This is a genomic window from Mannheimia granulomatis, assembly GCF_013377255.1.
In the GTDB taxonomy this organism is placed as follows: domain Bacteria; phylum Pseudomonadota; class Gammaproteobacteria; order Enterobacterales; family Pasteurellaceae; genus Mannheimia; species Mannheimia granulomatis.
This window is the reverse complement of record NZ_CP016614.1, coordinates 370,001-392,470: the sequence shown is the minus strand read 5'-3', so window position 1 is coordinate 392,470 and position 22,470 is coordinate 370,001. Positions and strand designations below refer to the sequence as shown.

21 protein-coding genes and 2 rRNA genes (1 of these 23 running past the window's edge) are annotated in these 22,470 nt (G+C 37.0%); 4 read left to right on the top strand and 19 right to left on the bottom strand.

Features of this window, described 5'->3' with window-relative positions; translation table 11 throughout:
• Window positions 1-176 precede the first annotated feature (176 nt).
• Entirely contained in the window at window positions 177-911 is a 735-nt protein-coding gene (locus tag A6B41_RS01800; protein WP_027073823.1) for an SIMPL domain-containing protein, read from the bottom strand.
• A 51-nt stretch (window positions 912-962) separates the two neighbouring features.
• A complete protein-coding gene (gene tsaA / locus A6B41_RS01795; protein WP_027073824.1) occupies window positions 963-1,724 on the bottom strand; it encodes a tRNA (N6-threonylcarbamoyladenosine(37)-N6)-methyltransferase TrmO in 762 nt (253 codons plus the stop codon).
• A 59-nt stretch (window positions 1,725-1,783) separates the two neighbouring features.
• Between tsaA and A6B41_RS01790 the strand changes: the two genes are divergently transcribed.
• Window positions 1,784-2,692 carry a 1,4-dihydroxy-2-naphthoate polyprenyltransferase gene (locus A6B41_RS01790; protein WP_027073825.1) on the top strand — a complete coding sequence of 303 codons (909 nt, stop codon included), beginning with the start codon at window positions 1,784-1,786 and terminating at the stop codon, window positions 2,690-2,692.
• A gap of 71 nt (window positions 2,693-2,763) precedes the next feature.
• Here A6B41_RS01790 and A6B41_RS01785 read toward each other — a convergent pair whose 3' ends face one another.
• The 5 genes from A6B41_RS01785 to A6B41_RS01765 form a co-directional block, all read right to left on the bottom strand.
• On the bottom strand, window positions 2,764-3,696 hold the full coding sequence (locus A6B41_RS01785) for a DUF3298 and DUF4163 domain-containing protein (protein WP_027073826.1): 933 nt from the start codon (window positions 3,694-3,696) through the stop codon (window positions 2,764-2,766).
• Between the two features lie 101 nt (window positions 3,697-3,797).
• On the bottom strand, window positions 3,798-5,669 hold the full coding sequence (gene rpoD / locus A6B41_RS01780) for an RNA polymerase sigma factor RpoD (RefSeq protein WP_027073827.1): 1,872 nt from the start codon (window positions 5,667-5,669) through the stop codon (window positions 3,798-3,800).
• 143 nt (window positions 5,670-5,812) lie between these two features.
• Window positions 5,813-7,561 (bottom strand): DNA primase, encoded by a 1,749-nt coding sequence (gene dnaG, locus A6B41_RS01775; protein WP_027073828.1) that lies wholly within the window; start codon window positions 7,559-7,561, stop codon window positions 5,813-5,815.
• A gap of 166 nt (window positions 7,562-7,727) precedes the next feature.
• Window positions 7,728-7,943 (bottom strand): 30S ribosomal protein S21, encoded by a 216-nt coding sequence (gene rpsU, locus A6B41_RS01770; RefSeq protein WP_005712190.1) that lies wholly within the window; start codon window positions 7,941-7,943, stop codon window positions 7,728-7,730.
• A gap of 127 nt (window positions 7,944-8,070) precedes the next feature.
• Window positions 8,071-8,667, bottom strand: coding sequence for a Uma2 family endonuclease (locus A6B41_RS01765; protein WP_027073829.1), 597 nt, complete (start codon window positions 8,665-8,667; stop codon window positions 8,071-8,073).
• A 156-nt stretch (window positions 8,668-8,823) separates the two neighbouring features.
• Between A6B41_RS01765 and A6B41_RS01760 the strand changes: the two genes are divergently transcribed.
• On the top strand, window positions 8,824-10,080 hold the full coding sequence (locus A6B41_RS01760; protein ID WP_027073830.1) for an O-antigen ligase family protein: 1,257 nt from the start codon (window positions 8,824-8,826) through the stop codon (window positions 10,078-10,080).
• Window positions 10,081-10,109: 29 nt separating this feature from the next.
• Here the strand turns inward: A6B41_RS01760 and rfbB are convergent, their stop codons facing one another.
• The 7 genes from rfbB to A6B41_RS01725 form a co-directional block, all read right to left on the bottom strand.
• Window positions 10,110-11,132 (bottom strand): dTDP-glucose 4,6-dehydratase, encoded by a 1,023-nt coding sequence (rfbB, locus tag A6B41_RS01755; RefSeq protein ID WP_027073831.1) that lies wholly within the window; start codon window positions 11,130-11,132, stop codon window positions 10,110-10,112.
• A gap of 27 nt (window positions 11,133-11,159) precedes the next feature.
• A complete protein-coding gene (locus A6B41_RS01750; RefSeq protein WP_027073832.1) occupies window positions 11,160-12,431 on the bottom strand; it encodes a sugar transferase in 1,272 nt (423 codons plus the stop codon).
• Window positions 12,432-12,434: 3 nt separating this feature from the next.
• Window positions 12,435-13,244 (bottom strand): glycosyltransferase, encoded by an 810-nt coding sequence (locus A6B41_RS01745; protein WP_027073833.1) that lies wholly within the window; start codon window positions 13,242-13,244, stop codon window positions 12,435-12,437.
• A 2-nt stretch (window positions 13,245-13,246) separates the two neighbouring features.
• A complete protein-coding gene (locus A6B41_RS01740) occupies window positions 13,247-14,182 on the bottom strand; it encodes a glycosyltransferase family 2 protein (RefSeq protein WP_027073834.1) in 936 nt (311 codons plus the stop codon).
• 15 nt (window positions 14,183-14,197) lie between these two features.
• On the bottom strand, window positions 14,198-15,238 hold the full coding sequence (locus tag A6B41_RS01735) for an EpsG family protein (RefSeq protein WP_237052505.1): 1,041 nt from the start codon (window positions 15,236-15,238) through the stop codon (window positions 14,198-14,200).
• A 163-nt stretch (window positions 15,239-15,401) separates the two neighbouring features.
• Window positions 15,402-16,349: a glycosyltransferase family 52 gene (locus tag A6B41_RS01730; RefSeq protein WP_027073836.1), complete on the bottom strand. Its 948-nt coding sequence runs from the start codon at window positions 16,347-16,349 to the stop codon at window positions 15,402-15,404.
• Window positions 16,346-17,473, bottom strand: a complete 1,128-nt coding sequence (locus A6B41_RS01725; protein ID WP_027073837.1) for an LPS O-antigen chain length determinant protein WzzB — start codon at window positions 17,471-17,473, stop codon at window positions 16,346-16,348. Before A6B41_RS01725 ends, A6B41_RS01730 begins: the two co-directional genes overlap by 4 nt.
• Window positions 17,474-17,621: 148 nt before the next feature.
• Here A6B41_RS01725 and erpA point away from each other — a divergent pair, with 148 nt between their 5' ends.
• Complete coding sequence (gene erpA / locus A6B41_RS01720) at window positions 17,622-17,963, top strand: iron-sulfur cluster insertion protein ErpA (protein ID WP_027073838.1); 342 nt, start codon at window positions 17,622-17,624, stop codon at window positions 17,961-17,963.
• A gap of 60 nt (window positions 17,964-18,023) precedes the next feature.
• Here the strand turns inward: erpA and yidD are convergent, their stop codons facing one another.
• From yidD to rpmH, 3 genes are read right to left on the bottom strand one after another with little or no spacing between them, the layout of a single operon-like run.
• A complete protein-coding gene (gene yidD, locus A6B41_RS01715) occupies window positions 18,024-18,347 on the bottom strand; it encodes a membrane protein insertion efficiency factor YidD (protein WP_084493739.1) in 324 nt (107 codons plus the stop codon).
• Window positions 18,296-18,670, bottom strand: coding sequence for a ribonuclease P protein component (gene rnpA, locus A6B41_RS01710; protein ID WP_080686620.1), 375 nt, complete (start codon window positions 18,668-18,670; stop codon window positions 18,296-18,298). Before rnpA ends, yidD begins: the two co-directional genes overlap by 52 nt.
• A gap of 40 nt (window positions 18,671-18,710) precedes the next feature.
• Window positions 18,711-18,845 carry a 50S ribosomal protein L34 gene (gene rpmH / locus A6B41_RS01705; protein ID WP_005599701.1) on the bottom strand — a complete coding sequence of 45 codons (135 nt, stop codon included), beginning with the start codon at window positions 18,843-18,845 and terminating at the stop codon, window positions 18,711-18,713.
• A gap of 249 nt (window positions 18,846-19,094) precedes the next feature.
• Here rpmH and hemH point away from each other — a divergent pair, with 249 nt between their 5' ends.
• Window positions 19,095-20,054 (top strand): ferrochelatase, encoded by a 960-nt coding sequence (hemH, locus tag A6B41_RS01700; RefSeq protein ID WP_027073841.1) that lies wholly within the window; start codon window positions 19,095-19,097, stop codon window positions 20,052-20,054.
• Between the two features lie 265 nt (window positions 20,055-20,319).
• Here the strand turns inward: hemH and rrf are convergent.
• Both rrf and A6B41_RS01690 read right to left on the bottom strand, forming a co-directional pair.
• Window positions 20,320-20,435, bottom strand: a 5S ribosomal RNA gene (rrf, locus tag A6B41_RS01695).
• A 181-nt stretch (window positions 20,436-20,616) separates the two neighbouring features.
• Window positions 20,617-22,470 (bottom strand): 23S ribosomal RNA (locus tag A6B41_RS01690); it runs 1,048 nt beyond the window's last position.

Here is a 22,470-nt window from a genome sequence, read left to right as displayed (position 1 = left end):
TTTGTCCTTACCTTTTAAGGTGAATAACACATAATGTGTTTTACTTTCCGAATGCTATTTCTAGCCAAATAAAAATATGAGCATCTAAGAATAAATTAAATGCTCATATTCCTAGTATAAACTGATTTTGTGCCCAAATTAAGCAGACATACAAGTCTATACAAATCTATACATTTCTATTCAAATTCCACATTTCCTGACGCACTGGCAGAAATGGTCGTCTTACCTGCTTCTAATGGAATTTGTTCCATTGAGTTACTTTCCGACATCTTAGGTGCAGCCGCCATAGCATACATTCGCTCTTGGCGATAATATGGATGGTTAGCGCCGCCATCATTCGGGGTCTGGATATTAATATTGCTCAGCTTATATTTCTTCGCGCCTAGCCCTTTTTGGATAATATCCGCTTTGTGTTGGAATTTATGGATAATTTCAAGAGTCATCTCATCTTCAAGAGAAGCCATTTTTTCCGGCGAAACACTAAAATCAATATAGCTAATCGCCACATCTTTACCTAAATTCTCAAGCACTGCTGCCATTGCTTCAAAATCTTTACTTTTGAGATTAATGCTGCCTGTAGTTTCCCAACCGTCAATATTGCCTTTGCTGTTATAGTTTACATTATTGGTTAAACCTTCAGCCTGCACTTCAATATTCGGATATTTCTTCGCTTCTTCCAACACACGATTCAAATTTAACGACACGGATTTTTTTAACTCCGGCAAAGATTTTCCCGATTTACGGCTATATACATTTGCCTGCATTAAATCTTTATCTACGGTACGGCTTACTTCTGTTGAAAAATTAAAGGTTGATGTTTTCTCTTTATTTTCAGCAGTAGCTGTTTCTGCTGAGGCTGACATTGTCGCGACTGCAAGCGGTAAAATAGTTAGAAAATTTTTCAATTTCATAGAAATGTTATCCTTAAAGTGATTAAACACTGTTCTTTTGATTTATAACTATTAAGAAAGTTCAATAGGCACAATCGAAAGCACTAGGGCGTGTTCTTTTTCCTCATGCTGAATAATTTGCCAACGAATGTTATAGCCGGCTAAGCTCATCCCGTAAATTCGTTCCGAGCTTTTCCCCTGTTGATAGGCTGGGCGAGGATCTTGAGCAATCACATCACGAATAAACATAAGTGGGTGCTCAATACTGAATTTTGCAAAATTTTGGCAGAATTTAACCGCTTGTGTAGCCTGCTCACTAAACATAACGTCTAATTTTGCCTCCGGCTTGTATTGAGCAAAGCCCGAAATCGCATCAGGCTCACTATCTGCATAAGCAATATAGGGTTTAATATCCAAAATCGGCGTGCCATTAACTAAATCCACACTCCCTAATCTTAAATACACCTCGCCGCCTTTAACCACAATTTCTTCTAATTTTACTTTGGATAACCCAATCGAATTCGGGCGATGAGTCGCTCGACTGGCAAACACGCCGATACGCTCATTCCCGCCCAAGCGAGGCGGTCTGACGGTAGCGTGCCAATCCCGTTCGCGAATTTGATGAAATTGGAAAATCAGCCAAATATGGCTAAATTGCTCCAAGCCTCGTACTGCATCAGCCGTGTTGTAAGTCGGTACTAACTTTAAAAGCCCATGGCCCTCACAAACCAAATTAGGCTGACGAGGGACGGAAAATTTTTCATCATAAGGGCTTTCAATAAAACCAATAGGTACATATTGAATAGGGGATAATTGGATCTGGGTAGAGTTCATTGGCATTTTTTCTGCTAAAATAAGAGCGATTACCTGTTATTTTAAACGAAATGTATTTTATGAACAAAAATTCTTATTTTTCTATTTGGTTCACCACAGCTCGTCCAAAAACTTTACCGCTTGCCTTGGCATCGATTACTGTCGGCTCTGCTCTCGCACATTGGGCGGGGAAGTTTGATTTTATCACCACACTTCTTGCCTTTATCACTACCATTTTATTGCAGATTTTATCTAACTTCGCTAATGATTACGGTGATCACGTTAAAGGCTCAGACACCCAAGAGCGAATTGGGCCGTTGCGTGCCATTCAGCAAGGGGCGATCAGCGGTGAGCAACTTAAAAAAGCGGTGATTGTGCTAAGCATGCTTTCGTTTTTTTCCGGTGTGGCGTTAAGCATGTACGCTTATGAAAGCATTGAAGATCTATTTTTCTTTATCGGGCTGGGCTTGGTGTCGATTTTCGCAGCCATTACCTACACCGTGGGCAAAAAGGCTTATGGCTATTTGGGGCTAGGCGATCTGTTCGTACTGATTTTCTTTGGCTTCGTAGCAGTTATCGGGGTATTTTATTTACAGGCACATAGCCTACCACCAATGATTTTACTTCCTGCCTTTGGTTGTGGTTTACTTTCGGTTGCGGTTTTAAATATCAATAACTTACGTGATATTAACCAAGATAGACAAGCCGGCAAGAATACCCTGATTGTGCGAATCGGTAGCCAAAACGGGCGAAAATATCACGTTGTACTGCTCGTGCTAGCGGTCATTTCTTACCTGATTTTTGCAATATCCGAATTTCAGCATTGGTACAGCTTCCTATTCTTACTAGCCGTACCACTCCTTGCCAAACACGCTCGATTTGTCTATTTACATAAAGATCCGAAAGAGCTTTACCCGATTTTAGGGCAAATGGCAGGTTTGGCATTAATCACAAATCTACTGTTTAGTTTAGGAATTGTGTTGGGCTAAAGTGTAAAATTTTGGCAAAAATAAACCGCTTGTATAACAACAAGCGGTTCTTTTTTGCAAGAAATTTGCAATTACTCTTCCTTTTTAAAGAAGCCGTCTTTCTCACCACGCTGATAATCCAGATTCAGTAATTCATTTGCTTGATACCAAGGTAAATCGACCTCCACATAACCTTCTGCGTAAGGCCCAAGCTCGTAAGGCGGGTAAACAAACACAATCCCGCTTGTACCGAAATAGAACTCCGATGAAATGCGAAACTCTTTTTTATCCGCAAATCCATTATATTTACCGTTTTCGTCCACTCGTAATACAGCATAGTTTTCCCAAAGCGCCTCTTTAAGCTTAGCTTGATTTTTTTCACTTACTAAATCATTGAGACTAATCACCGATTTTTTATTTAAATCCACATTTATATAGCTTGTGTGGTGTAATCCATGAGCTCCTCCACTATAGGAAAAAGGCTGCATACTAAAAGTGACAATATTATTACGCTGCCCGATAAAATCACTCAAAATGCTCTCCTCATAACCAAATACAGGCTCTTCTTTCGCACTCTTTACCATATCTTGGTAAATTTCTTCACGGCTTTTGATTAAGTCTTGCTCTGTCGGATTCTGCAATTTTCGACCTTGCTCTTCATTGTAATCATACGCAAATTTAATCAGAATGTTGTTAAGCCACATTAAGTTGGTTTTTGGAATCGTCACAAATGAAGTCACTTTAGTCTCTTCAATCGCATATTCTTCTTTTGGATCGACTTTGTGTTTAATCACTTCACTCTTGTCGAAAATTTTAGCAATTTCCACCTGAAGCGGAATATTTTGTTGTGCCTTAGCAAGTTCTGCTTTCAGGGTTTCATTTTCAGCTTTCGCAGTTTTTAAATCCGTTTCTAACTGAACCACTGCTTTCTCAGCATTTTGTAGTTTTTGAAGGGTTTCTTTGTCTTCGCAAGCTGTTGTGACAAATACAGATACAATCATCAGGGCTAATAGGGATTTTTTCATATCGTTTCATTCCTATTTGGTAAAAAATTTGGGAAATCCGACCGCTTGTAGGCAGTTTTAGATAAAAAAATCCCCCGTACCAATAGGCACAGGGGAAATGATTAATCGTCTAAGAAACTGCGTAACGTTTCTGAACGGCTTGGGTGGCGGAGTTTACGCAACGCTTTTGCCTCAATCTGACGAATACGTTCACGGGTTACATCAAACTGTTTACCCACTTCCTCAAGGGTATGGTCAGTATTCATATCAATACCGAAACGCATACGCAGAACTTTCGCTTCTCTCGGAGTTAAGCCTTCCAGCACTTCGTTAGTTGCCATACGTAGGCTCTCAGCGGTTGCAGAATCAAGTGGTAATTCAAGGCTTTCGTCTTGAATGAAATCACCTAAATGTGAATCGTCGTCATCACCGATTGGCGTTTCCATTGAAATCGGCTCTTTAGCAATCTTCAGCACTTTACGGATTTTATCTTCCGGCATGCCCATACGCTCTGCCAGCTCTTCCGGCGTTGCTTCACGCCCCATTTCCTGTAAACATTGGCGAGAAATACGGTTCAATTTGTTGATTGTTTCAATCATATGCACCGGAATACGGATGGTACGGGCTTGATCCGCAATTGAGCGGGTAATAGCTTGGCGAATCCACCATGTTGCATAAGTCGAGAATTTGTAACCACGGCGATATTCAAATTTATCTACCGCCTTCATCAAACCGATATTGCCCTCTTGAATCAAGTCTAGGAACTGCAAACCACGGTTGGTGTATTTTTTCGCAATCGAGATAACCAAACGTAAGTTAGCTTCCACCATCTCTTTTTTCGCACGGCGGGCTTTCAATTCACCATTTGCAATACGTCCACCAATTTCACGAATCTGTGAAATCGTCAAACCGGATGTTTGCTCTAAATTCTGTAAATTAGCAATGTTAGCACGGATATTATCAACATAATTCGCGAGTTTTGGTGCTGCATTTTTCTTCGCATTAATCGCTTTTTCAATCCAAGCCTCACTTAATTCATGGCCTTGGAAAGCTTTTAGGAAATCCGTTTTTTTCATGCCGGCATATTCAACTGCATAACGCTGAATTTGACGTTCTTCCGCACGTACTTGCTTCATCAGCTTTTGCATTGATTCTACAAGTAAATCAAATTGTTTTGGCACTAAGCGGAATTCGCGGAAAATATTGGACAGAATTTCAATCTGCTCTTTCGCTTTCTTGCTGGTTCGGCCATGTTTTTGAATGAACACCAATACCTTTTGGTGCTGGCTACGTAACGCTTCAAATTTTTCACGAGCCAGTTCAGGGTCAATAGAGCTATCATCGCTGCTGTCTGAGTTACTATCAGATTCTTCATCTTCGTTTTCATCGTCTTCGACATCCGCTACCGCTTCAGTATTTTCATCATCAATATCAACTTCTAGATCTGCTTCTGATAATTCCTCTGCTGCATTTGGATCGACAAAAGCCGTGACCAAATCTGATAAACGCATTTCACCGCCCTCAACCTGAGCGTAGCAATTTAAAAGCCCTTCTAAAGCTTCAGGATATTCTGCAATTGCACATTGAACTTCGTTAATGCCATCTTCAATACGCTTAGCAATATCAATCTCACCTTCACGGGTTAAAAGTTCTACTGTGCCCATTTCACGCATATACATACGTACAGGGTCAGTAGTACGACCTAATTCTGATTCTACGGTAGAAAGCACCTTAGTTGCTTCTTCTACTACGTCTTCATCGGCAATATTTTCAGCAAGTAATAAATCATCCGTATCCGGAGCAACTTCCAGTACTTGGATCCCCATATCGTTGATCATCTGAATAATATCTTCGATTTGCTCTGCATCAACTAACTCTTCAGGTAAGTGATCGTGAACCTCAGAAAGTGTTAAATAACCTTGTTCACGTCCTTGAGTAATCAGAAGTTCTAATTGAGATTGCTGTTCTAATTGTTGATCTGCTTGGTTTTCCATAGTGTATCCGTTTATTATGCGAGCATAAAAATAGTAGTGGATTATACCACTAAATTTAGGTTTACTGGTAAATTTGAAAAAAAATTCTGTTATTGATATCTCCCCTCTTTAGCAAAGAGGGTAACTTGATCGAGAGTAAAATTCTACTGAAACATCAAAATCGCGTATTCTTGTTTCTCATCATCGGTTAAACCAACGGTTCTGTCTTTAGCAATAAGCTCTTCTTTGCGTAATTCGACTAAATTAGCATAGAGAAAATCAAGGGTTTCAATAAAAGTTGTTTCAATATTTTCCGGCAAGACTAAATGCTCCCAGTTTGCCAGTGTTTCAACGATTCTATATTGGGGATGCTCCCGATAATGTTCAAGTAGCCCCCCCATACTAATACCTGCATTTTGCTGACAGGTTAGCACTAAATCCGTTAATAACTCAAACCCCGGATCTTTTAATGCTTTTAATGAAGAAACCTCCGGAACAAATTTAACTAAATAAGGGTTCTGTAGTAACAAGGCAATCAGCAATCGCATTGGCGTACGTTTAATTTTTACCGCTTGATACACCTGGTTTTCGTCTGCCTTTTTGTTCGGCAGCATAGATTCTAATTGTGATATATCGAAAATACCCAGTTTCTGACCTAAAATGTTGCGTAAATAAACTCGTAACATTTCCCCCGGGATGCGGTTAATTAACGGTATAGCTAACGCTGCAAGCTTAGATTTACCTTCTTTCGAAGATAAATCAACATCTACCAATAAACTATCAAATAAAAAATCGCTTAACGATTTGGCATTTTCCGTCAAATATTGTTCAAAACCAACTTTTCCTTGTGAGCGCACAAAAGTATCCGGATCTTCCCCATCCGGCAGGAAAATAAATTTCAGCTGACGACCATCGTGCAAATAAGCTAGGGCATTTTCTAGTGCCCGCCAAGCAGCATCTCTTCCCGCTCTATCACCATCATAACAACAAACAATTTGCTCAGTATGACGAAATAGCTGCTGAATTTGATCGCCTGTAGTAGCTGTACCAAGCGATGCGACTACATTGTTTACCCCAAATTGAGCGAGGGCAACTACATCCATATAGCCTTCTACTACAAACAGATAATCCGGATTTTCATTAATTTGCAGGGCTTGATATAAGCCGTAAAGCTCACTGCCTTTATGATAAATCACTGTTTCCGGCGAGTTCATATACTTCGCCCCTTGCTCATCCCCAGGCAACACACGTCCGCCAAAAGCAATAACTCGCCCACGTTTATCTCGAATTGGGAACATCACTCGATTGCGAAATTTATCATAAATTCGACCGCTATCATTTTTAGTTAGCACACCGATATCTAATAATTTCTGCACATCTTCTTGGGATTGCCCGAAAGCTCTTAAAGCAGCATCAAAGGCATTCGGCGCAAAACCGATCTCAAAACGGCTAATAATCTCCTGCGATAACCCCCGCTCTTGCAAATAGCCCTGAGCCGCATCCTGGTGAGTTAAGTTTTGTTGATAAAACTTCGCCACAGCCTCCATTAATTCGTATAAATTGCGTTTAGTCTTGTAATTAGCTTGGGGCTTGCCGTCTTGATTGATAACATTCTCTCGCGGTACTTCCAAACCGTGCATTGCGGCCAGTTCTTCAATGGCTTCAGGGAACTCGAGCTTATCGTAATCCATCAAAAAACTGATAACATTACCGTGCGCACCACAGCCGAAGCAATGATAAAACTGTTTAGATTGGCTTACAGAGAAAGAAGGAGTCTTTTCATGATGAAAAGGGCAGCAGGCTTGATAATCCCGCCCGGCTTTTTTAAGCTTGACCCGACTGTTGATGACCTCAACAATATCGGTACGAGCGATGAGATCATCAATAAACGAACGTGGAATCATACCTTTCATTGATTGCCTCCTGCTCATAAAGATTCCACAAGCGATTATATTTCATCGGAATTTTGCAAAAATGCCCCAAAAATAAACCGCTTGTAATCAAAGGATAAAAACACCAAAACCGTGAGCCTAAAAGGAATCACGGTTTCGATAAATTTTTGCTAATCAGCTCTGCTAATTAGTATAAGCGTGTGTTACGTGCGTTCTCGCGGAAGTTACGTTTTGCGTGACGTTTAGCAAGTGATGCTTTTTCACGTTTACGGATTGTTGTTGGTTTTTCGTAGAATTCACGAGCACGAACTTCTGCTAATAAACCTGCTTTTTCGCAAGAGCGTTTGAAACGACGTAATGCTACGTCAAATGATTCATTTTCACGAACTTTAATTACTGGCATATGCCATCACCTCAGAAAAATATGATTAAATTAAACCGCACACAATTTTGGCGGCATAGAACAAAAAAGGTAGTGCATTCTACCTCAACAAAAAAGCAAAGTAAAGGGTAGATTCGTTGTCTTGTGCTTACAAATCGTATAACTTTTCAGTTGAAAAACTTAATGCAGGAAAAACAACAGATGTGGCAATATCATCTTCTGCTACAGGCTGAATACCGATATATTTATCCCCTTGTAGAACAAAAATTTGGATAGCACGAACTTCGGGAGAAACAATCCAATATTCTTTTACCCCACACTCTTGATACAGCTCATACTTATTTTTCATCTCTTTACGAGTATTGCCGGGCGATAAAATTTCAACAATTAAATCAGGGGCACCAATACAGCCTTTATCATCTAATTTTTCTTGGTCACAAATCACACACAGATCCGGCTGAACTACCGTTTTAATATTACCGTCTTTATCAGGAAAACGGACATCAAAGGGGGCTGCGTAAATTTGGCATCGATGATTATCAAAAACATCCAGAAATTTTGCAGTCAACTTCATAGAAATTCTTTGATGAAATCGTGTTGGAGCTGGCGACATTGCCAATATTTTGCCTTTAATAATTTCTACACGTTCTTTTATTTTCCACTTCAGATAATCTGCATAAGTGTAGCTAGCATTAGGATCTAACTGGCTGAAATTCGTGATTTCATTCATGGGTAATAAACTCATATCTGCCTCCTTAATGAACTAATATCTAACATTATGCTGAATAATCTCTCAAATTCAACCCTACTTTCTTAAAAAAGAGATAGATAGAGATAATTCAATCAAGATAAGGTAAAATAAATGCCATTAATTTTTCAATTTCATTTATAAGGTAACTTTATGCCGTTTAATTTCAGAAAAATAGAAAATAAGATGATACCGTTCTCTAATATGCTCGTCGCGCTTTTTTTTATCACGGTTTTAACCTTCAAAAAAGGCTACAGTTATGTACCAATGGCATTAAGTGTTATCGCCACTCTCACCTTCTTATTCCATCGTTTCAAATTAAAAAACAAATGGCAAATTGATAAAGAAGACAAATATCTTATTGGCGCCCTTATTACCTATTTTCTGACTTTTGTAATTTCGGCTGTTTGTAATGGTGATGGATTCCGTGAAATCGACAACCCAAGTCGAATTTTATTCTTTATCCCATTGATTTTTTTCTTCGGGCTGTACCCCATTAAAAAAACGACACTCTTTCACTTTGTTCCAATTGGGGCATTAGTAGTAGGGCTGTTAGCGATTTATCAGAAATTTGTTCTAAAATTAGTAAAGCCATTTCCTGCAATTATGAGTATTCAAGCAGGTGATATTGCTACTGTACTAGGCTTATTTAGTATCGCGATTGCATTTTACTGGTTTTCACAAAAGAAAAATAAAATTGGTATTTTATATATTTTATTTGCAGGACTAGGCTTACTTGCTAGTATTCTAACCGGTGCAAGAGGTGGATGGATTGCCTTCCCTGCTTGCTTCTTGATCATTCTGCTATTTAACTTTAAACAGATAAATAAAAAAATTATTGCCACTTCAGCCCTTTTATTAGGGCTTTCTCTCTCATTATTTATCTATAAGCCTGAATTCGGTATTCAAAAAAGATACAATGCAGCTAAAAGTGATATCACTCAATATTTTGAAAAAGATAAGAAAAACTCATCCCTAGGAGCACGTTTTGATATGTGGAAAAATGCACTGGTCGCAATAAGTGAAAAACCCTTATTAGGGCATGGCAGCTCTGGCTATGAAATTTTCAAAAAGAAACAAGTGGAATCTAAACAAATGGCTAAATCTACTTTAAGCTTTAATAGCTTACATAATCAATATTTAGAATCCTTCGTTAAAAGAGGTATTATCGGCTTTGCTGCACTCATGGCAATTTTACTCATTCCATTTGTAATTTTTGCAAGACACCTAAAAGCTGAAGACAGAGCAGTTAAATGCATTGCAGTTTTAGGTATAGTACATATTACTGCACACTCATTCTTTTTCTTAAGCCAATCTTTCTTAGCGCATAACTCCGGTTCAATATTTTATTTCTTTGTATTGATTTTGTTGTACCACTTAATTAAACACAAAGAGCAAGAACTTCAATAAAACGAAAAGGCAGAAATAATTTCTGCCTTTTATACTTTCCAAAAATTTGGATTCTCTAAATACCATTCCACTGTTTTACGGAGCCCACTCTCAAAAGTTTCTTGCGGCTGCCAGCCTAACTCTTTTTGAATTTTTGAAGAGTCGATCGCATAACGAGTATCATGACCCGGGCGATCTTGCACATAAGTAATTAAATCTGCGTAATATTTAACATTTTCGGGTTTATTAGGCACAAGCTCTTCCAATAAATCACAAATCGCACTTACCACCTCAATATTTGTTTTTTCTTGGTGAGAGCCGATATTATAAGTTTCTCCCACCCTACCTTGAGTTAAAACTTGATATAAAGCCCTAACATGATCTTCAACAAAAATCCAATCGCGAATTTGTAAACCATTACCATAAATCGGCAAAGGCTTTCCCTGTAATGCATTTGAAATCATAAGTGGGATCAATTTCTCAGGATGTTGATAAGGCCCAAAATTATTCGAACAGTGAGTAATCATCGTCGGTACACCATAGGTTCTATACCATGCACGGACTAAATGATCTGCCGAAGCCTTAGAGGCCGAATAAGGACTGCTAGGAGCATAAGGAGAATTTTCTTTGGATAATTCAACCGTTAATGGCAAATCACCAAATACCTCATCGGTTGAAATGTGATGAAAGCGAAAGGCTAATTTTCTAGTTTCCGGCAAGTTCATCCAATATTCATGAGCAGCTTCTAATAAAATATAAGTTCCAACAATGTTGGTTTGAATAAAATCAGCCGGACCAGTAATAGAACGATCCACATGACTTTCTGCTGCTAAATGCATAACAGCATCGGGTTGGTATTTGCAAAAAATCTCAGAAATTTGACCGCTTGCACAAATATCAGCGTGTTCAAAATAGTAGCGCGAACTCCACTCCACTGCAGACAAAGATGATAAATTAGCAGCATAGGTTAATTTATCCACATTGATAACTGTATGCGAGGTATCAGAGATAAGATAGCGAATAAGAACGGAGCCGATAAAGCCGGCTCCACCTGTTATCAAAATTGTTTTCATATCTTCTCTAATATCAATATAAAAAGATTATCTTGCCCCAAATCCTGTTAGCATCGTTTTTAATGTTTTAAAAATAATTAAAATATCTAGCCACAGAGAAAAGTTTTTAATGTAATAGAAGTCATGTTCAACTTTAACTCGAGTATCATCGACATCAGCAGCATACCCATGCACCACTTGCGCCCATCCAGAAATTCCTGGCTTCACGATATGGCGATAATTATAGAATGGAATTTCTTCCTCGAATTTATCAACAAAGGCTTTCTGTTCGGGGCGTGGACCAATTAAACTCATATCACCCTTCAATACATTAAAGAACTGTGGTAACTCATCAATTCGAGTTTTTCGAATAAACTTACCGATACGAGTAACACGCATATCACCGCTTGAAGCAAATTGTGCACCATCTTTTTCAGAATCTTTACACATACTTCTAAATTTATAGATACGGAACTCTTTACCACCTTGTCCAACTCGATTTTGAATAAACATTGCTCCACCCTCGCTTTCTAAGCGAATAGCAATCGCCGTAATTGCCATAATAGGAAGTGTAATTGGGAATGTCAGCACAATAAGAGAAATATCAATTATACGTTTTATTAGAGAATAAATTGGAGAAGGTAGTAATGAGCCCAAATCATTTTCATACATATGATGAATCTTAACGCGTCCTGTTAAGGACTCCCGTAATTGACGGACGTTGTACACAGGAATACCATTTAAGGTACATTGTGCTAAGAACTTTTGCCAATCTCCAGACAAATCCGAAGAATGAAGATCGACAGCAATCGCATTTATTCTCTTCTCTCCCAATTCTGGCTCAATTAACTCAATCCATTCTACATTTTGAATTTGGTTCAAATTCTCTGCTTGACCAAGCGAAATATAGGCGATTTTAGGCACAATCCAACTTCTTGATACAAAATAGCCAATAAAGCAAAATAACATTGTTAAGATAAAACTTGCCCCTAACAACATATTTGAATAGTCTAAACGGAATAATGTTAATGCCATCAGTACAATAAAATACCACGAAATTACGGTAGAAAATACAAAACTAGCCGATTTATTACCGGGATACTTCATTAACACCCTCAAACTAATGGCAATCATTACAAAAGCTAAAGATGTAGCAATAATGGTATTAGAGCGAGTATCAATTAAATTAAATTTATCGCCCCAAAAATAAAATGCAGGCAATAAGCTCGAGAAAAAAATCCCTAAAATACTTTGCACAGTTGTACTAAAAAATAGTCTTTCGTACCAACGAGAATGGCGTTTCTTTTTATAAATTTCCATAAACTATCCTTTTCTTAATTTCTTATAAATCATTCCTAATAAGGACCTAGGCAATAATCGAGGCAATGCTCTGATTATAAAATAAATAGTAGAAATACCTACAGATTGTAATTTCAACTGCCTTTTTAATTGTGCTAATTGGTATTCACTTTTAATATAATCAAGTCCTTTGCGGCGGGCATACATCGACGTTCCGCTTCTTACCTTCACTAGGATATCAGGTAAATTATACACTTTATATTTCCCTGCAATCACTCTTAGCCAAAGATTATAATCTTCCATATAAAGGTGATGTTGATACCCCCCCACTTTTTCAATTACCGATTTTTTATAAGCTACCGCCATATGATTAAATGGGTTCCTTAATAAAGCAGAAGAATAAATTTCCTCACAAGTAATAGGCACACTCTTAATACCAAGAGTATTTGACATAGTTTCATCAAACTCCTCAACTTGGCCACTAAACAAAACAACATCAGGATTATTACGAATAAAAGCAAGCTGTTTTTCAAAACGCTCAGACAAACAAATATCGTCCGTATCCATTCGCAATACCCACTCATTAGAACAATGCTTTAATCCTTCATTTAATGCACGTCCTAACCCTATATTTTGTGGTAAACGAACAACGACAAGCGGTAATTTTTCAGCAAATTTTTGCACTATTTTCTCTAAGTCTTCAGGAATTCTGCCATCAAAGACCACTACGATTTCATTTGCCGGCAAAGTTTGGGATGCTAAAGAATCTAAACACATCTCTAAATAAGCCGGTTTTTCTTTGTAGTACAAAGATATTAGTATCGAAAACGTCACAACTACTTTTCCTGCTTTTTCAATTTATGAACTATATACTTTATTTTTATAGTATGATAAAAAAGTTTTGGAGAGTAAATAAAAGAAAATATAATCTTATATAAGAAGCCAAAGTAATTTTTCTTAACTAGCTCTTCTCTAGCCTCAGTCATTAAAATTTTATTCATAGAATATCTTTCTTCTTTTCTTTTATTCAATTTCATTGAATTAAAAAACATATAATCGTTTCCATTCTTAAAACTCTTATATGCTTTATTTATATTACTTATTGTGGTATATAAATGAAAAGCATTTCTTCTAGTAACACTATTTGTAGAAAATCTATATTTAAATAATACCTTAGGATTATTTCCTAATCTAAATCCCATTGATAAAATACGAGCAACAAACTCCATATCTTCAGCATGTAAAGCTAAGGGATTATACCCTCTAGATTCAACAAATACTTTTCTCCTTGCTAAAAAAGTAGGATGAATTATTCCAATATCACCAGCCACCATAAGTTTTTCTAAAGCCTCATGGCTATTCAGTTTATTTGTAATACCAAGGTTACCATTTTCAGAAAAAAACAAAGCATTACAACCACATAAGTCTAAATGATTTTCTTCTAAATATAAAATTTGCTCTGATAATCTAGTAGGTAAAGATATATCATCAGCATCCATTCTTGCTATATATTCACCAGAGGATAAGTCTATAGCTTTATTTAATGAATAGATCAGCCCCTTATTTCCTTCATTAAAATGTAAAACAACTCTATTATCTTCCTCCTTTATTAAATTTAATAAATTAACTATATCTTTATTACTGGGATTATCACATATAACAATTAATTCTATATTAGTATATGTCTGATTCAATATTGATTTAATTGATTCCTCAACCCATTCTACGGGTTCATTATATGTACTCATTAAAACAGAAATTTTCTTATTCATAATAGAAGCTCCAGTCTATAATAGGCTTTGAAATAAAGGAGAATAAATGAAATTATATGGAAAACCATTACCTATCACATAGGATTTTTGCGAAAAATGAATCAATTGTGAATCAATATATAAAAACCAAATAAATAAAAGAATAAAATTCAACAAATTCCTTCTATAAAGGACTCTGGAATAAAAAATAAAATAAGAAAGTGAAATTAACAATATTCCTCCTGCACTAAACATAAATCTATCAGATAGAGTTTTAAATTGAATAAAGATCAATGAAATAGCAAAATAGAAAAGTATAAAATTAAGAATCCGACTACTATATCTAGTCCGAAAATAATTATAATCAAACTTAGTAACAGAAAAGAAAATAAAAAAAATAAAAGAATAAATTGCTATTACAACAATATACTCTATATTTGACTCGAATTTATAGCTTGCCCACTGACCATAAATATATTCATTTATTTTATTATCCAAAAAAGGAATATTTACTAAAGAAAGAATAGATATTAGTAAAAAAGGGAAAATACCAATTAAAGAGAACACATACAGGTATACTTTCCTAAATTTAAAGAAACGAGAAATCCCTAAACACACTATAATAATTATTGCACTAGGATGAAATCCAACTCCAATTACACATAGCCCCGCCCCTTTGAAAAGGTTATTTTTTAGAATAAAAGACACTCCTAGAAAAGTCACAGAAAATGCAAGAATATTTCTATAGGAGGAAACTATAGTAATTATACTTATCATAGTCAATATCTTAAATACAATTATCTTTAGTGTATGAATATCCTTATATTCAGAATATATATGTATAATAACACTAAAACAACTATAATAAATTATAAAAACACAGATAAAATTAATAAAGTTAAAATCAAATTCTAAGTAAGATAATATCTTTAAAAGTGATACCCAGCTATAATAATAAGATGTATATTCATTATACAATAAAGACAGAGTATTTAGATCTTTTATTTCATTAAAAAACAAAAAATAATGATATATATCCCCAGTTTCGTTAGTTCTATTATATAAAAATGCTACCATTGCTAATGAATAGGATAAGTTAAAGAAAAATATCTTTATATGATTCTCATTAAGATTACGTGATAAAAAGAAATAAAGCCCGCCCCAATATAATCCTAATATAGGGAAAACAAAATTAAAAACAGAAAAAAAATAAATCATACAAAAACCTTAAGCTAATAAATTAGATTTCTATTTCACTATATGTATCAATCCCTAACTCTTCAAATAGCCTATATGCATTAGTAATATCATCACGATTTTCACTTATACTCAACTTTATTATACGTACTTCAACCCCCTCAAAATTAGCTATATTAAGTGCAACAGAGCTAAAAAAGGTATATACAATAATTTTACTTTTATAGAGAAGTAACTCAGAAATATAATCTTCAAAAATCATTTTAGAATAGATATATTCTATATTACTCAAATGATAATATTCTCTTGGATGAGGATAATAAAAATCTATATTAAACATAGAAAATACCTTATTAATCAATGAGATATTCCTATCTTTATCAGCAAAAATAGGCTGACCTATTAGTATACTTATTTCATCTTTAGTAGTCGAAGGTAAATCAGATGGGTCTCTATCAGAAAAAATGTTTAGTGTTTCTACATTAGAAATAATGTTTTTATACTTTGGATAAATAGTAAAATGTTTTTTATTTATTTTTAATAACTTTTTAACTGAATAAGAGTTACGAATTATACAATTAATTATCTTCCTACTCAGCCATTTCTCAACTAAAATAGGTGGATTTTTAATGATATTTCCTAGACCATCATCGAATGTATATAATTCTTCAAAAGTTATATTAGAAAGTATTTTTTGTATCCATAAAGAATTAACATTAGCCAAAAAAACCTTTTCAAAAAAAGATATAGATAAATAATTTTTTGGAAAACTTATTAAACTAAAAAGATATCCTAATTTATTAGTTTCAACACTAATATCAATATAAATTGATTTCTCACAAAAAGAAGACATTTTATCAAAATAAAAAGTTATCTTATCATTTTTCTCAGAACCTAGAAAAACCCCAAAAAACTTTTCTGCTGAGTATTTTTTTACAATATATTCAGCTATTTTCACTTGTAATGGAGTATAACAAATAATCAAATTCATTTAAATTTACTCACAAGCAGATAATTAGTTAGGATAATTGACAAACAAGAAATCATCAAACCAATGAAAGTTCCAATTAATAGAATCAATACTCTTTTAGGCTTATCTTTATTAACCGGATAATCCGGCGATGCTTGATAACTATAAGTATCTGCCTTAGCTATTTTCGTTTTTTCAAATAAAGGCTCTAATTGTTTCAGCTGGTAATCAATTTGGTAATAGCGAGGGGGATAAACAACACCTTTCTCATTTGCTACGTCAATTTGTGCCTTTAAGTATTTTTCCCCTAGCATGAATAAATAGGAACTGTCTGCTAGTTTTGAATCTGAAAGAGGAATCTTAGTATCAGTTAGAACCGTTGCAATATTTGACGGATTCGCTTCATTAAAAACTTTTGAATATTCTTTAATTCCCGCCTTTTGCGCGGTTTCATAGGCTTTATTTAAGTTTTCTAGCTGTACAGCTTTATTTACTGATAAATCCTCTTGAATAAGAGATTTTTCATAATTTAATGCAGCTAATACATTTTGGAAATCAACCAAAAAGTCTTCTAATTCAACGCTAAACGCTTTGTTACTAATAAATTTAACCAATTCACCTAACGTATCTTGTGCTTCTACTGGCGTTTCCGCAGAAAAAGATATTGTACGTCCTATTGCATTAGGCTCTTTCTTTGAATCAGGAATAATAAAGCTTGTACTTTCATTACTTAAATTAAATAAAACAGTACGCTGCCCTTGTTCATCTTTCCCTTCAGCTAGCTTCTTATAAACATTAGAATTTACAAAAAATTCATTTTTAGTATCTTGAGATTGTGCCAATCGGTTAAAATTATTAAACAAACTTGCAGATAAAGCATTTGGATCAATAGGTTCCACACGTAAAATTCGGTTATATTCTCTGCGAATATTCAAATAATCACCTAATTCCGTTAATTTAGGTACAATAACCGTTGCTTTCGACGTCCATTGTTCTTTAGCAGTAAAAGCATATACTCCGGCTAAAACAGTTGTAATAAATGTCGTGAAAATAATCCATAATTTTTTATTCCATAAAATACGGAAAATTTCCATTAAATCAATTTCATCAGCCGGTTGTTGGGTTGCTTTTAGTGAATCTCTCATAGTTTCCTCTGAATTTAACCAATTTCCAGCCTGCCATTATACACGAGATACACTCCTAGTGTAATTTCTTTACTCTCTTTTAAGATTGCACTTATAGAATAATTATTAGATAATATTGAACTATAGTAGAAATTTGATCTAAAACAAAATGAGTGATATCCAGATTCCTTTAACTTTTACCGATGCAGCTGCACGTAAAGTGAAAAGCTTAATTGAAGGCGAAGAGAACCCAAATCTTCGCTTGCGTGTTTATATTACGGGCGGTGGCTGTAGTGGCTTCCAATATGGCTTTACCTTTGATGATCAGGTAAATGATGGTGATTTAACTATTGAAAATCAAAATGTCGGCTTAGTGGTTGACCCAATGAGCTTACAATATTTGATTGGAGGTACTGTAGATTATACTGAAGGCTTAGAAGGCTCACGTTTTGTCGTGAACAATCCCAATGCTAGCTCAACCTGCGGATGCGGTTCTTCATTTAGTATTTAATTAGCAAAAAAACCGTCAAATTTGACCGCTTGTTTTAAACAAAAACAGCCTAAATAATCGCTATTTAGGCTGTTTTTTATTTTTATAGCATCCACAAAGAGGTGGAACAGGATCTTCTCCTCCTTCGCTCATCGGATTACAACGTAAAATACGCCTCAAGGCTAAATAACTACCTTTGATTGCACCGTGAATTTTAATCGCCTCCACAGCATAGGTAGAACAGGTTGGATAAAAGCGACAACGAGGTCCAATTAATGGGCTAATAGCATAGCGATAAAAGTAAATTGGCAACAATAGTATTCTTGCCAATAAACTTACATGATTCGCTTCATCTACTGATTGGTCTGAGCCGGCTTTTTGCTCAGGCGAATGTGTCTTGCCCATAGTTTTTCAAGTGTTTCAAAAAGAGTTGCATTGTCTAGCTTACCGATTCCACCTTTTGCAACAAACACGAAATCAAAATGAGGCAATTCATGTTGTTTTAAACGAAAACTTTCACGTACAATTCGTTTAATACGGTTGCGATCATGAGCCCTTTTTAAATGTTTTTTAGCAACAGTCAAGCCCAGACGGGGATTCTGCAAAGCATTAGCTCTAGCGAGAAGTGTCATTTGAGGAGTGCTGGCTCGAAGAGGATCTTCAAACACAGCCTTAAATTGAACGGGAGCTAACAGACGTAGCTCCCGAGAAAAAGTTAGCTTATTCACTCTTATCTAAAAAGAGAGGTTTGCTTTTCTTTACTGCAAATTATGCAGATAAAGATTTACGACCTTTAGCACGACGACGTGCTAACACTTGACGACCGTTTTTAGTAGCCATACGAGCACGGAAACCGTGAGTACGAGCACGTTTTAATACTGATGGTTGAAATGTACGTTTCATTACTATCTACCTAAAATTTAAAGAGTTGGCATACAAAATTATTTCTGCCAAACAAGGACCATAAAAAGAGTTGCAATTCTACAGGTAAACAAAACAAAAAGCAAGGATGAATCTAACATCAAATCACATTTTGTAAACTTTTTGGAAATTTTAACCGCTTGCAATAAGAGGCATATTTTCGCAGAATTTTAAATCTCTTTATGGCATAATTCCGGTAACTATTCCATTTTCTTGTTCTTGAGAGTAAACATGAATCAACAAAAAATCGGTATTTTACTTGCAAACTTAGGTACGCCTGATGAACCAACAACCCCAGCGGTTAAACGTTATTTAAAACAATTTTTAAGCGATCCTCGAGTTATTGATTTACCTAAACTCAAATGGCAGACTATCTTAAATTTCATCGTGTTACCAAGACGCTCTCCTAAAGTAGCTAAGCTCTATAAATCTGTCTGGAGCAATCAAGGCTCTCCATTATTGGCTATTTCTCGTGAGCAACAAAGAGCAGTTCAACGCAATTTTGATGCAAAAAGGAAGAATGTGGTGGTTGAATTAGGTATGTCTTATGGTAATCCGAGCATAGAAAGTGCTACAGATAACTTAATCAAACAAGGGGTCGAGAGAATTATCGTATTGCCACTCTATCCGCAGTATAGCAGCACAACTACTGCTTCTGTATTTGATGCTTTTGCCAATGGCTTAAAAGCCCAACGTAAAATCGTCCCATTTGAGTTTATCCATAGTTACCATAACGATCCTCTCTATATTGAAGCCTTAGCTAATTCTATTCAAATCGAAGAAGATGAATTGCTATTATTTTCATTCCACGGTATTCCCAAACGCTATGAAGCGGAAGGCGATTTTTACTCAAAACATTGCTATGAAACTGCCGAATTAGTTACAGAAAAACTTGGATTGCCAAGAGAAAGATGGCATTTATCTTTCCAATCTCGCTTTGGTGATGAAGAGTGGCTAAAACCTTATACAGATGAAACCTTAGAAGGCTTTCCTGAACAAGGAATTAAAAAAGTCGCTGTTGTTTGCCCTGGCTTCTCAGCGGACTGCTTAGAAACTTTAGAGGAAATTGCTGAAGAAAACCGAGAGAACTTTGAAAAAGCAGGGGGGAAATCCTACCGTTACATTCCTGCTCTTAACGCTAACGGTGATCATATCAAAGCATTGGTCACACTTATTGAAGCTAAAATATAAATATTATCCTCTGCTAACTAACTAGAAACCATTACAGAGGGCGTATTAGCTTTTTAATGACAAATGGTGCCGCATTACCGGCATAAAAAAAGAATAGTTGCAGATTTTTCTTAAAAACAGACCGCTTGTGGTTAAGAAATGAATACAAGCGGTCTATTTTCATGATAATTTTACAAAATCCAAAAACATCCCTCAAAACAAAAACCCCAAGCCTATCGCTAAGCTTGGGGTCGATTTTACTTATTTGCCTCTCGGCTGAATAATGCCCTGATGTTGCCCTACTCTCACATGCGGAATCCACACACTACCATCGGCGTCACTGCGTTTCACTTCTGAGTTCGGTATGGATTCAGGTGGCACCACAGCACTATCGACATCAGGAAAATCTTCGATGATTCAGACTTTCTTCGTCTTTACTTTTGTCTTTCTAAATTGTTTTGTTTGTTCTTTACTTTCTTCGGCTTTTGCCTTTAATTCGAAACAAGCTGTTTATTCTGAGTTGATTTGTTTAGTTTCTTTTGTTTAGTTTCTTCGCTTTCTGTCAAAAACACTTGAGCGTTGTATAGTTAAGCCTCTCGGGCAATTAGTATAGGTTAGCTCAACGGCTCACACCGCTTACACACCCTACCTATCTACGTCTTAGTCTTAAACAACCCTTACCAACTTATAGTCGGGGAGAACTCATCTCAAGGCAAGTTTCGTGCTTAGATGCTTTCAGCACTTATCTCTTCCGCACTTAGCTACCCGGCAATGCGTCTGGCGACACAACCGGAACACCAGGGGTGCGTCCACTCCGGTCCTCTCGTACTAGGAGCAGCCCCTCTCAATTCTCCAACGCCCACGGCAGATAGGGACCGAACTGTCTCACGACGTTCTAAACCCAGCTCGCGTACCACTTTAAATGGCGAACAGCCATACCCTTGGGACCTACTTCAGCCCCAGGATGTGATGAGCCGACATCGAGGTGCCAAACACCGCCGTCGATATGAACTCTTGGGCGGTATCAGCCTGTTATCCCCGGAGTACCTTTTATCCGTTGAGCGATGGCCCTTCCATTCAGAACCACCGGATCACTATGACCTGCTTTCGCACCTGCTCGACTTGTCTGTCTCGCAGTTAAGCTTGCTTATACCATTGCACTAACCTCACGATGTCCGACCGTGATTAGCAAACCTTCGTGCTCCTCCGTTACTCTTTGGGAGGAGACCGCCCCAGTCAAACTACCCACCAGACACTGTCCGAACACCCGATTAGGGCGCCTCGTTAGAACATCAAACGTTAAAGGGTGGTATTTCAAGGACGCCTCCACACAAACTAGCGTTCATGCTTCAAAGGCTCCCACCTATCCTACACATCAAAATTCAATGTTCAGTGTCAAGCTATAGTAAAGGTTCACGGGGTCTTTCCGTCTAGCCGCGGGTACACCGCATCTTCACGGCGATTTCAATTTCACTGAGTCTCGGGTGGAGACAGCCTGGCCATCATTATGCCATTCGTGCAGGTCGGAACTTACCCGACAAGGAATTTCGCTACCTTAGGACCGTTATAGTTACGGCCGCCGTTTACTGGGGCTTCGATCAGGAGCTTCTCTTTCGATAACACCATCAATTAACCTTCCAGCACCGGGCAGGCATCACACCCTATACGTCCACTTTCGTGTTTGCAGAGTGCTGTGTTTTTAATAAACAGTTGCAGCCAGCTGGTATCTTCGACCGGTTCAACCTTCGTGTGCAAGACACTACAATCTACGCCGGCGCACCTTCTCCCGAAGTTACGGTGCTATTTTGCCTAGTTCCTTCACCCGAGTTCTCTCAAGCGCCTGAGTATTCTCTACCTGACCACCTGTGTCGGTTTATAGTACGGTTTAGTGTAACCTGAAGCTTAGTGGCTTTTCCTGGAAGCGTGGTATCGGTTACTTCAGCTCCGTAGAGCCTCGTCATCACTTCTCGGCGTTAAAGAAGACCGGATTTGCCTAGTCTTCACACCTACCGGCTTAAACAGGGATTTCCAACACCCTGATAACCTAACCTTCTCCGTCCCCACATCGCAATTACACCAAGTACGGGAATATTAACCCGTTTCCCATCGACTACGCTTTTCAGCCTCGCCTTAGGGGCCGACTCACCCTGCCCCGATTAACGTTGGACAGGAACCCTTGGTCTTCCGGCGAACGAGTTTTTCACTCGTTTTATCGTTACTTATGTCAGCATTCGCACTTCTGATACGTCCAGCAAACCTCTCGATTCACCTTCTTCCGCTTACAGAACGCTCCCCTACCCAACAGTCTTTCGACTGATGCCGCAGCTTCGGTGCTATATTTTAGCCCCGTTACATCTTCCGCGCAGGCCGACTCGACTAGTGAGCTATTACGCTTTCTTTAAATGATGGCTGCTTCTAAGCCAACATCCTAGCTGTC

Bases quoted from the DNA above. Each gene is read 5' to 3' on its own strand.
- A6B41_RS01790 (WP_027073825.1), top strand. From the start codon at position 1,784: ATGAACAAAAATTCTTATTTTTCTATTTGGTTCACCACAGCTCGTCCA.
- A6B41_RS01800 (WP_027073823.1), bottom strand. From the start codon at position 911: ATGAAATTGAAAAATTTTCTAACTATTTTACCGCTTGCAGTCGCGACA.
- A6B41_RS01740 (WP_027073834.1), bottom strand. From the start codon at position 14,182: ATGAATAAGAAAATTTCTGTTTTAATGAGTACATATAATGAACCCGTA.
- yidD (WP_084493739.1), bottom strand. From the start codon at position 18,347: ATGGGCAAGACACATTCGCCTGAGCAAAAAGCCGGCTCAGACCAATCA.
- rpmH (WP_005599701.1), bottom strand. From the start codon at position 18,845: ATGAAACGTACATTTCAACCATCAGTATTAAAACGTGCTCGTACTCAC.
- dnaG (WP_027073828.1), bottom strand. From the start codon at position 7,561: ATGAAAGGTATGATTCCACGTTCGTTTATTGATGATCTCATCGCTCGT.
- A6B41_RS01760 (WP_027073830.1), top strand. From the start codon at position 8,824: ATGCCGTTTAATTTCAGAAAAATAGAAAATAAGATGATACCGTTCTCT.
- rpoD (WP_027073827.1), bottom strand. From the start codon at position 5,669: ATGGAAAACCAAGCAGATCAACAATTAGAACAGCAATCTCAATTAGAA.
- A6B41_RS01735 (WP_237052505.1), bottom strand. From the start codon at position 15,238: ATGGTAGCATTTTTATATAATAGAACTAACGAAACTGGGGATATATAT.
- A6B41_RS01785 (WP_027073826.1), bottom strand. From the start codon at position 3,696: ATGAAAAAATCCCTATTAGCCCTGATGATTGTATCTGTATTTGTCACA.
- tsaA (WP_027073824.1), bottom strand. From the start codon at position 1,724: ATGAACTCTACCCAGATCCAATTATCCCCTATTCAATATGTACCTATT.
- erpA (WP_027073838.1), top strand. From the start codon at position 17,622: ATGAGTGATATCCAGATTCCTTTAACTTTTACCGATGCAGCTGCACGT.
- rfbB (WP_027073831.1), bottom strand. From the start codon at position 11,132: ATGAAAACAATTTTGATAACAGGTGGAGCCGGCTTTATCGGCTCCGTT.
- rpsU (WP_005712190.1), bottom strand. From the start codon at position 7,943: ATGCCAGTAATTAAAGTTCGTGAAAATGAATCATTTGACGTAGCATTA.
- hemH (WP_027073841.1), top strand. From the start codon at position 19,095: ATGAATCAACAAAAAATCGGTATTTTACTTGCAAACTTAGGTACGCCT.
- A6B41_RS01750 (WP_027073832.1), bottom strand. From the start codon at position 12,431: ATGGAAATTTATAAAAAGAAACGCCATTCTCGTTGGTACGAAAGACTA.
- A6B41_RS01730 (WP_027073836.1), bottom strand. From the start codon at position 16,349: ATGAATTTGATTATTTGTTATACTCCATTACAAGTGAAAATAGCTGAA.
- A6B41_RS01725 (WP_027073837.1), bottom strand. From the start codon at position 17,473: ATGAGAGATTCACTAAAAGCAACCCAACAACCGGCTGATGAAATTGAT.
- A6B41_RS01765 (WP_027073829.1), bottom strand. From the start codon at position 8,667: ATGAGTTTATTACCCATGAATGAAATCACGAATTTCAGCCAGTTAGAT.